We start from the raw sequence: 8,594 nt of genomic DNA, 5'->3' as shown, positions 1-8,594 counted from the left end.
TGGCGCGGGCGGAGTTGACGTCTACCGAGACCAGGGCTTCGGTGTGGTCGATGACGATGGCGCCGCCAGAGGGCAGGTTCACCGTGCGGCTGTGGGCCGTCTCGATCTGGTGCTCGATCTGGAAGCGCGAGAACAGGGCGGCGTCGTCGCGGTAACGCTTCACGCGATTGGCCTGATCGGGCATCACGTGCAGCATGAACTGGTTCGCCTGCTCGTAGATGTCGTCCGTGTCGATCAGGATCTCGCCGATGTCCGACGTGAAATAATCGCGGATGGCGCGAATGACCAGCGACGACTCCTGATAAATCAGGTAAGCACCCTTGCCAGCCTGGGCGGCCTCATCGATGGCCGACCACAGCTTGAGCATGTAGTTCAGGTCCCACTGCAGCTCGGCAGCGGTGCGGCCGATGCCAGCGGTGCGGGCGATCAGGCTCATGCCCTTCGGGTACTCGAGCTGGTCCATCGCCTCCTTGAGCTCTTCCCGCTCGTCGCCCTCGATGCGACGGCTCACGCCTCCGCCACGCGGGTTGTTGGGCATCAGGACCAGATAGCGGCCCGCCAGCGACACGAAGGTGGTGAGCGCCGCACCCTTGTTGCCGCGCTCTTCCTTCTCGACCTGGACCAGCAGCTCCTGGCCTTCCTTGATCACGTCCTGGATCTTGGCCGAGCGGACCTCGACGCCTTCCTTGAAGTACTGGCGCGAGATTTCCTTGAACGGCAGGAAGCCGTGGCGGTCTTCGCCGTAGTCGACGAAGCAGGCTTCGAGAGAGGGTTCGACGCGGGTGACAACAGCCTTGTAGATGTTGCCCTTGCGTTGTTCGCGGCCTTCGATTTCGGTCTCGAAGTCGAGCAGTTTCTGCCCGTCGACAATGGCCAGGCGCCGTTCTTCCGGCTGCGTGGCGTTGATCAGCATGCGCTTCATGTGGTCTCCACAGTTCAAGCGAGGCCTGACCGGGATGGCGCCGGACAAGCCTCCACTCACCGCCGCCTTTTCAGGCGACAGCAGCGTTCATGCACGAGCAACGACGTAGAACCGTGAAGGAATTGCCTGGGCTGATGGTGACGCGAAAGACGTCAGGACAGCAGGGGCGCGCGCATCGAGACTTGGACACGGGCCTGAAGCGCTCCCGCCATGACGGCACGGCCCGTGGCGCCAGGTGGCGGACAGGCTCGGTTGGTCGGTACGGAAAGGGGGGAGCAGACAGGGGGCCCCGACCGGCGCAATCTGGACGCCGACGCGTCTGCAGCCGAGGCTTCCTGCAGGAGGAAGGCGGGGCAGAGGCGGGCATCTCGGGCGCGAGGCGGCATGGGCCAGATCACGTGGGCAGTCACTCGACGCAGACACCAGCGACCTCATCACCCAGGGGTGCGCTGCACGCTGATGTCCATCAACCTTGAATCGTGGTTCGATCGACGTTGGCTCTGACCAGGTGGGCTGTTCGGCAAAACCACACCTTGGGTGGTTTTCTCCGTCCGGCCTGCCTGGTTGCATCACCATCGGTTTCATTTGGCGGGGCACCCCGCCCGACCCGTAACGGGACGCTGCTCGACCGGCTCAAAGTAAAATGCGGTCTTGCTTTGCCTGTTGGGTGCTGCTGACCTGGCCAAGCCATATCAACAAACACCTTATCCATCACGTGGCCAAGACCATTATAGGTGCGAAAACCGGCCGGCACCGGGTTGCGCAGACCGCAAAGAAAACCCCTGTTTCCCGTTCTGCGCCGCAGATATCGGGTAAACCCTCGAGGCCTCTTACACCTCCGGCGACACCGCAGGACAACCAGGCGCTTCAGTCGGTTCAGCGCAAGGTGATCGACGAAGGCTCCGCGGGCCAGCGGCTCGACAATTTCCTCATCAAGGTGCTCAAGGGGGCGCCCAAGACGCTGGTCTACCGGGTCATCCGCAGCGGGGAGGTGCGGGTGAACAAGGGCCGTGCGAGCGCCGACACCCGGCTCGAGATGGGGGACGAGGTTCGCATCCCCCCCCTGCGCCTGGCAGAGCGGGATGAGTCTGCCGCGAGTGCCGTGCCGGCACGCGAGTTTCCGGTTTTGTTCGAGGACGAACACGTGCTGGCCATCAACAAACCAGCGGGCGTGGCGGTGCATGGCGGCAGCGGCGTGAGCTTCGGCGTCATCGAGCAATTGCGGCGCGCGCGCCCGCAGGCCCGCTTCCTGGAACTGGTGCACCGACTGGACAAGGAAACGTCCGGCATCCTGCTGATCGCCAAGAAGCGCAGTGCGCTCACGGCCCTGCAGGACGTGTTTCGGCAGCGCCAGGCTCACAAAACGTATGCGGCCCTGGTGACCGGTGCCTGGCCTGTCAGCCGCAAGGTGATCGACGTGGCGCTGCACAAGTTCCTGACGCCCGAGGGCGAGCGCCGCGTGGTGGCCGTGAAAGGGGAAGACGAGGGGCGCCGCTCGATCTCGCTGGTTCACGTCGTCGCGCGGTATGCGGCATTCAGCCTGCTGGATGTCACCATCAAGACCGGACGCACGCACCAGATCCGCGTCCATCTGTCCCATGAAGGCCACCCCATCGTGGGCGACGAGAAGTACGGAGACTTTGCCTTGAACAAGGCGCTGGCGCGGGGAACGGGTGGCGAAGCCGTGGTCGGTGTGGACCGGGCGCGGCTGCCGGAAGGGCGTTTCGACCGGATGTTCCTGCACGCACGGTATCTCCGGCTCGCGCATCCGGCCACCGGGCAGGATCTGGTGCTGGAGGCCCCCATGCCACCGGAGTGTGTGGCTTTGCTGTCTGCGCTGGTTCCGGACCCGCGCGGGACGGCTACAGTGGCGCCAGATGCCTGAGAGGACCCTGAGTTGAGCTCCACCGACACGGGCCTGCGCCCCCGCCGTTTCGACCTGATCGTGTTCGATTGGGACGGCACCCTGTATGACTCGACCGGCCTGATCGTGCGCTGCATCCAGGACGCCTGTGCCGACCTGGGCCTGCCCGTGCCCACCCCCGGGGACGCGGCCTACGTGATCGGGCTGGGCCTGCACGATGCGCTGGCCCACGTGGCGCCCAGCCTCCCGCCCGAGCGGGTGCCGGAGTTGGGGCAGCGCTATCGGCATCACTACTTCCAGCGTCAACATGAGCTCAGCCTGTTCGAGGGCACGCTTGCGCTGTTGGAGACCCTGAAGGCCCGAAACCACTGGCTGGCCGTGGCCACCGGAAAGTCCCGTCAGGGCTTGAACGAGGCGCTGGGCCACGTCGAACTGCGCGGCATGTTCGACGGCACGCGGACGGCCGACGAGACCGCGTCCAAGCCGCACCCGCGGATGCTGCTGGAACTGATGGCGGAATTCGGCGCCGAGCCGGAGCGGACGCTCATGATCGGCGACACCACGCATGACCTGCAGCTGGCGCGTAACGCCGGCACGCCCAGTGTGGCCGTGAGCTACGGCGCCCATGAGCCGGCCACCTTCGAGCAGCATGGCCCTCTGTATGTGGCCCACTCGATGGCCGAGCTTCACGACTGGTTGAGCCGCCATGCCTGAACCCGGTGTCACCGGAGCGGCGCCCGTGCCGCTGTGCGCTTCGGAGGATCTGGCCGATCTCGGGCAGGCCGTCTGCTTCGATGTCGAGGAGTTCGGACGCAAGGCCCCGGCCTTCGCCGTGCGCTATGAAGGGCAGGTGCGTGCCTTCCTCAACCGCTGCGCCCATGTGCCGGCCGAGATGGACTGGCAGCCCGGGCAGTTCTGGGATGCCGATCGCCGTTACATCGTGTGTTCGATCCACGGCGCCCTGTATGAGCCGACCACGGGGCGGTGTGTATCCGGTCCCTGTCGTGGCGCCCGGCTGCTTCCCATCCGAACGGCCGAGCAGGGCGGCCAAGTCTGTTGGTATCCTGACGAACGCATCCAGCCTCTTTCCAACCCATCGCATCCATGAGTGAAGCCGAAACCCCCCGTGCCGACCTGGCCGGCGCCCAGCATGCCTTGCTGAATGACTTGGCGCGTGCCTATCTCGCCCAGCAGCGGCGCGAGCAGCGCTGGCGCTGGATCTGGCGTGTGGTCTGGCTGGTCGTGGCCGTCAGCGTGGTGTGGGGCACCCTCAACAACATGCCTTCGGCCACCGCGCCAGTGAGGCCGCACACCGCTCTGGTGGAGGTGCGCGGCGAGATCGCCAACGACGCCGAGGCCAATGCGGACAGCATCATGTCGGCTTTGCGCAACGCGTTCGAGGATGCGGGTGCGCAGGCCGTGGTGCTGCGCGTCAACTCACCTGGCGGGTCGCCAGTGCAGGCGGGACTGGTCAACGACGAGATCCGTCGCCTGAAGGCACTGCACAAGAAGAAGGTCTACGCGATCTGTGAAGAGATGTGCGCTTCTGCGGCCTACTACATTGCTGTGGCTGCAGACCAGATCTATGTCGACAAGGCCTCCGTGGTGGGGTCCATCGGCGTGCTGATGGATGGCTTCGGTTTCACCGGGGTCATGGACAAGGTGGGCATCGAGCGCCGCCTCATGACGGCTGGATCCAACAAGGCCATGCTGGATCCGTATTCGCCCCGCAATCCTCAGCACGAGGCCCACGCCCAGGCCATGCTGGACCAGATTCACAAGCAGTTCATCGATGTCGTGCGGGTGGGGCGTGGCAAGCGACTCAAGGACGATCCGGACACCTTCTCCGGGTTGTTCTGGAACGGGCAGCAGGCTGTGGGACTGGGGCTGGCAGACCAGCTGGGCAGTCTTGATCAGGTTGCCCGGGATGTGGTCAAGGCCGAGGAAATCATCGACTACACGCAGAAGGAAAACCTCGCCGAGCGGCTGGCCAAACGATTCGGAGCGGCCATCGGCGCGGGAGCTGTGCGTGCCATGCGCGGTGTGTCGAGCATCCACTGAGGCGCCGACGGGGCCGCGCAGCACCAGCGATCGTCAGCTGTCGATGGCCATGATGAGGCGAATGGCCGCGTCCTGGGACAGCGTGAGCAACTTGGCCACGTCGGCTGCATCGTCGTGCAGAGCGGCCTGCGCGTGCGGGTCTTCCCAGCCATAACGGCTGTGCCGAGCCAGCCGCACCGCCAGCAGGACATTCTGCACTTTCGGAGAGTGGCTCTGGCGGGCGTCCGTGGTCTTGATGAGCAGATCCGGGAGCTGCCAACGGTGCATGAGTGACTGGCCCAGGCCATCGAGGGTGATGCCGAGCACCGCCTGCTGGACCTCGGCCGAGCGCAGGGTGTGATCGGCCTCCAGACGGTTGGCAATGGTCTCCGCCAGGGTCGGGGCATGACACCAGAGCAGCATCTCCGCGAAGTCGTGCAGCATCGCGGCTTCCTGGATCACTGAGGCGTCTTCATCCTGGCGCCGGATGGCGAAGCTCAGGGCGAAGTGGGCCGCACGGCGGGCGCGGGTGATCAGGTCAGACAGGCCGGTGCGGGCAGCAGGGTGCTCGGCCAACCAGGCATCGACCGTGGGGACCCCCCGGAACGTGCGGAAGAACGGGCCGATGCCCTGCATCACCAGCGCGCCCACCAGGGTTTCAGGCGGCTCGACGCTCAGGCGTGTGCAGTACCGCGACACGTCGGTGAGGACCCGCAGGGTCATCAGCGGGTCTGGCGCGAAGGCCTCGGCCAAGGTGTGGGCGTCAACGGTACCCCGTTCGTCCTCGATCTGGGCCAGCCGCTCCACCTCTGCGGCAGAGGTGGCAAGCACCGGAATGCCGGCGTCGTGGAAGGCGTCGGTCCAGGCCTGCAGTGAAGAAAGCGGGTGGTCAATCATGGTGTAGAGGCGTGGACAGCCGGGAGCATGACCGCTTATCGGTCACATCGGCTCCCCCGGCAAGCGGGGGAACGCCGATGCATTGCGAATTCCGTCACGAACCGCCCAACAAGCCTGCCTTCAGGGACTTGTCCACGGGCTGGTCGCCCAGCCAGATGCCCAGCATGGCGTTGTAAAAGTCCTCGCCTGGCATCGGGTTGCCCTTGCGCTCGCCGTTCACCAGCAACTGCGTGCCGACACCCGGCACCAGCTCGAAGTGCACGACCGTGCCCTTGCGCACCTTGCCGAAGGCCATCATCGCGCTGCGGACCTCTTCCAGGCGGGTTTTGTAGCGAGCTTGGTCGGCTTCGCTGTGATTCTGGCGAAAGCCCGTCATCATCGCGTCGGCAAATTCTTCGCCGCTGAGTTCGCGCAACAGCACGATCTGCAGGCTCTTCGGGCCCGGCATGCTCATCACTGCGGCAGCGGAGGTCTCCTTGCGAGGCAGGTACAGGCTGGCGGCATACACGTCGAACACCAGCTTCACACGCACCCCGGTCCCGTTGCGCTGCAGGGTCTGCGTGCCGATCTGACGGGTGTCCTCGAAGCGCACACCTTTGACCTCGACGGCCGACCATGCAAAGGGCGCGGCGAGCGCGAGACCCAGCGCGAGTGATCTGATCCATGAATTCATGACTGTCTCCTTGCTAGTGGGGTTCGTTGGCGTCGCCATTCGGCGTACGCGCCATGGGCGACACCATATCTGCAACGCGCGGGCCTGCCCATCCGGTGGACACGTGTGGCGCCGATGCCGCGCTCCGACATGGGGCGCCTGGGCGCCGTGAAGAGGTTTGGCAGGCAGAATGGCGACCTGTGGACGTATCTGCGCCACCGTACACAGAAAGAGATGAATGGCCTTTCTCGTCATCGACATCGGCAACACCCGCCTGAAATGGGGACTGTACGAGCAGGGTTGCCCTGGCGCCGCGCTCCTGGCCCATGGCGCGGTTCCTCTTGAGGACATCGATCACCTCTGGGAAACCGCCTGGCGACATCTGCCTTGCACGCCGGCCGGCATGCTGGGCTGCGTGGTGGCCGGTGAGGCCATCAAGCGGCGGGTGGAAGAGCAGCTGATGCAGGGTTGGGGGTTGCGGCCCCGATGGGTGTCCGCCACTGCCCAGGCGGGTGGTGTGGTCAACGGGTACGAGCACCCTCAGCGACTCGGCGCCGATCGGTGGGCCGCCATCATCGGTGCCCGTCAGCGTGCGCTGCAGAGCGCGCCGGGCAATCCGCCTCCCGTGATGGCCGTGATGGTGGGAACGGCGGTCACCGTGGATTCCATCGACTGCGACGGGCGCTTCCTGGGCGGGTTGATTCTGCCGGGTTTCGGTCTGATGTACCGGGCTCTGGAGAGTGGCACGGCCGGTCTGAAAGTCCCGACCGGCGAGGTCAGGGACTTTCCGACCAACACCAGCGACGCGCTGATGAGCGGCGGCACGGATGCCATCGCCGGCGCCATCGAGCGCACACTGCGCCGCCTGCGTGTGCGAGCCGGCCGGGAGCCGCTGCTCATCATGTCGGGCGGGGCGGTTTCCCGCCTCTCGCACGTCGAGGAGCTGCCGGCGCACGTCGTCGAGAACCTCATCTTCGAGGGGCTGTTGACGCTGGCCGGCGGCCCGCTCACAGAATGAAACGCGACAGGTCTTCGTTGCGGGCCAGTTCGCCGAGGCGGCGCTCGACTTCGGCTTCGTCGACCGTGTGAGTCTGCCCCGACCGATTGGGGGCGTCGAAGGACAGTTCGTCCAGCAGACGTTCCATCACGGTCGCAAGACGCCGTGCGCCGATGTTCTCGGTGCGCTCGTTGACCTCGAAGGCCATCTGCGCAAGTCGGCGCAGTGCACCCGGGGTGAAGTCCAGCGTCACGCCCTCTGCGGAGAGCAAGGCCTGGTACTGCTTGATCAGGCTGGCCTTGGGCTGGCTGAGGATGGCCTCGAAGTCGTCGACAGACAGTGACGACAGTTCGACCCGGATCGGAAAGCGCCCCTGCAGTTCGGGAATCAGGTCGCTCGGACGACTGAGGTGGAAGGCGCCCGAGGCGATGAACAGGATGTGATCCGTCTTCACCATGCCGTACTTGGTCTGCACCGTGGTGCCTTCGACCAGCGGCAGCAGGTCACGTTGCACCCCTTGACGCGAGACCTCGCCACCGTGTCCCTCAGCTCGACTTGCCACCTTGTCGATCTCGTCGATGAAGACGATGCCATGCTGCTCGGCGCGTTCGAGCGCTTTGGACTTGATTTCGTCCTCGTTGAGCAGCCTGGCGGCCTCCTCGTCGATCAGTTGGACCCGCGCTTCCCCGATCTTGAGCTTGCGTGTGCTGCGTTTGCCCTGGCCGAGCTGCGAGAACAGACCCTTGAGCTGCTCCGTCATTTCTTCCATGCCGCCGCCTGCCGGGCTCAGGATCTCCACCGCAGGGCTTCGGGCATCGCTGAGCTCGATCTCGATCTCGCGGTCATCCAGGGTCCCTTCGCGCAGGCGCTTTCGCATCACCTGGCGGGCGGTGTTGTCCGGCTGGGCCTGGCCCAGGCCGAACTCGTTGCGAGGGGGGGGAACCAGCACGTCGAGGATGCGTTCTTCCGCGGCGTCTTCGGCCTTCACGCGCTGCAGTTGCATCTGGCGAGCACGCTCCTGCTTGACGGCGTATTCGACCAGGTCTCGGATGATGGTGTCGACGTCCTTGCCCACGTAGCCGACCTCGGTGAACTTGGTCGCCTCGACCTTGATGAAGGGCGCATCGGCCAGTCGCGCAAGACGGCGAGCGATCTCCGTCTTGCCCACGCCCGTAGGGCCGATCATCAGGATGTTCTTGGGGGTGATCTCGACGCGCAACTT

Annotated in this window: 9 protein-coding genes; 5 read left to right on the top strand and 4 right to left on the bottom strand. The window is 65.4% G+C overall.

What is annotated here, in order from left to right; translation table 11 throughout:
- The coding region (locus QZ709_RS10655; RefSeq protein WP_294637265.1) for an Rne/Rng family ribonuclease at positions 1-922 on the bottom strand (922 nt) is incomplete at its 3' end.
- A gap of 886 nt (positions 923-1,808) precedes the next feature.
- Between QZ709_RS10655 and QZ709_RS10650 the strand changes: the two genes are divergently transcribed.
- Genes QZ709_RS10650 through QZ709_RS10635 form a run of 4 tightly spaced genes read left to right on the top strand, consistent with a single transcriptional unit; the run spans position 1,809 to position 4,847 of the window.
- Positions 1,809-2,807, top strand: a complete 999-nt coding sequence (locus tag QZ709_RS10650; protein ID WP_294637264.1) for an RluA family pseudouridine synthase — start codon at positions 1,809-1,811, stop codon at positions 2,805-2,807.
- 12 nt (positions 2,808-2,819) lie between these two features.
- Positions 2,820-3,500 (top strand): HAD-IA family hydrolase, encoded by a 681-nt coding sequence (locus tag QZ709_RS10645; RefSeq protein ID WP_294637263.1) that lies wholly within the window; start codon positions 2,820-2,822, stop codon positions 3,498-3,500.
- Positions 3,493-3,894 carry a Rieske 2Fe-2S domain-containing protein gene (locus QZ709_RS10640; protein ID WP_294637262.1) on the top strand — a complete coding sequence of 134 codons (402 nt, stop codon included), beginning with the start codon at positions 3,493-3,495 and terminating at the stop codon, positions 3,892-3,894. The genes QZ709_RS10645 and QZ709_RS10640 overlap by 8 nt, the downstream gene beginning before the upstream one ends.
- Positions 3,891-4,847, top strand: coding sequence for a S49 family peptidase (locus QZ709_RS10635; RefSeq protein WP_294637261.1), 957 nt, complete (start codon positions 3,891-3,893; stop codon positions 4,845-4,847). The genes QZ709_RS10640 and QZ709_RS10635 overlap by 4 nt, the downstream gene beginning before the upstream one ends.
- 33 nt (positions 4,848-4,880) lie before the next feature.
- Here QZ709_RS10635 and QZ709_RS10630 read toward each other — a convergent pair whose 3' ends face one another.
- Positions 4,881-5,723, bottom strand: a complete 843-nt coding sequence (locus QZ709_RS10630; RefSeq protein WP_294637260.1) for an HDOD domain-containing protein — start codon at positions 5,721-5,723, stop codon at positions 4,881-4,883.
- Positions 5,724-5,817: 94 nt separating this feature from the next.
- Positions 5,818-6,396: a chalcone isomerase family protein gene (locus QZ709_RS10625; RefSeq protein ID WP_294637258.1), complete on the bottom strand. Its 579-nt coding sequence runs from the start codon at positions 6,394-6,396 to the stop codon at positions 5,818-5,820.
- 217 nt (positions 6,397-6,613) lie between these two features.
- Between QZ709_RS10625 and QZ709_RS10620 the strand changes: the two genes are divergently transcribed.
- Complete coding sequence (locus QZ709_RS10620; RefSeq protein ID WP_294637257.1) at positions 6,614-7,393, top strand: type III pantothenate kinase; 780 nt, start codon at positions 6,614-6,616, stop codon at positions 7,391-7,393.
- On the opposite strand, the gene hslU is transcribed toward QZ709_RS10620, so the two are convergent.
- On the bottom strand, positions 7,383-8,594 hold a 1,212-nt coding region (gene hslU / locus QZ709_RS10615), incomplete at its 5' end, for an ATP-dependent protease ATPase subunit HslU (RefSeq protein WP_294637256.1). The genes QZ709_RS10620 and hslU overlap by 11 nt on opposite strands.

This window comes from uncultured Aquabacterium sp. (assembly GCF_913773725.1).
Taxonomy (GTDB): domain Bacteria; phylum Pseudomonadota; class Gammaproteobacteria; order Burkholderiales; family Burkholderiaceae_C; genus Aquabacterium.
The sequence above is the reverse complement of the archived record's forward strand: the minus strand, read 5'-3'. Positions and strand labels throughout refer to the sequence as shown.

Coding starts and splice junctions, on each gene's coding strand:
- QZ709_RS10640 (WP_294637262.1), top strand. CDS start 3,493: ATGCCTGAACCCGGTGTCACCGGAGCGGCGCCCGTGCCGCTGTGCGCT.
- QZ709_RS10620 (WP_294637257.1), top strand. CDS start 6,614: ATGGCCTTTCTCGTCATCGACATCGGCAACACCCGCCTGAAATGGGGA.
- QZ709_RS10630 (WP_294637260.1), bottom strand. CDS start 5,723: ATGATTGACCACCCGCTTTCTTCACTGCAGGCCTGGACCGACGCCTTC.
- QZ709_RS10625 (WP_294637258.1), bottom strand. CDS start 6,396: ATGAATTCATGGATCAGATCACTCGCGCTGGGTCTCGCGCTCGCCGCG.
- QZ709_RS10635 (WP_294637261.1), top strand. CDS start 3,891: ATGAGTGAAGCCGAAACCCCCCGTGCCGACCTGGCCGGCGCCCAGCAT.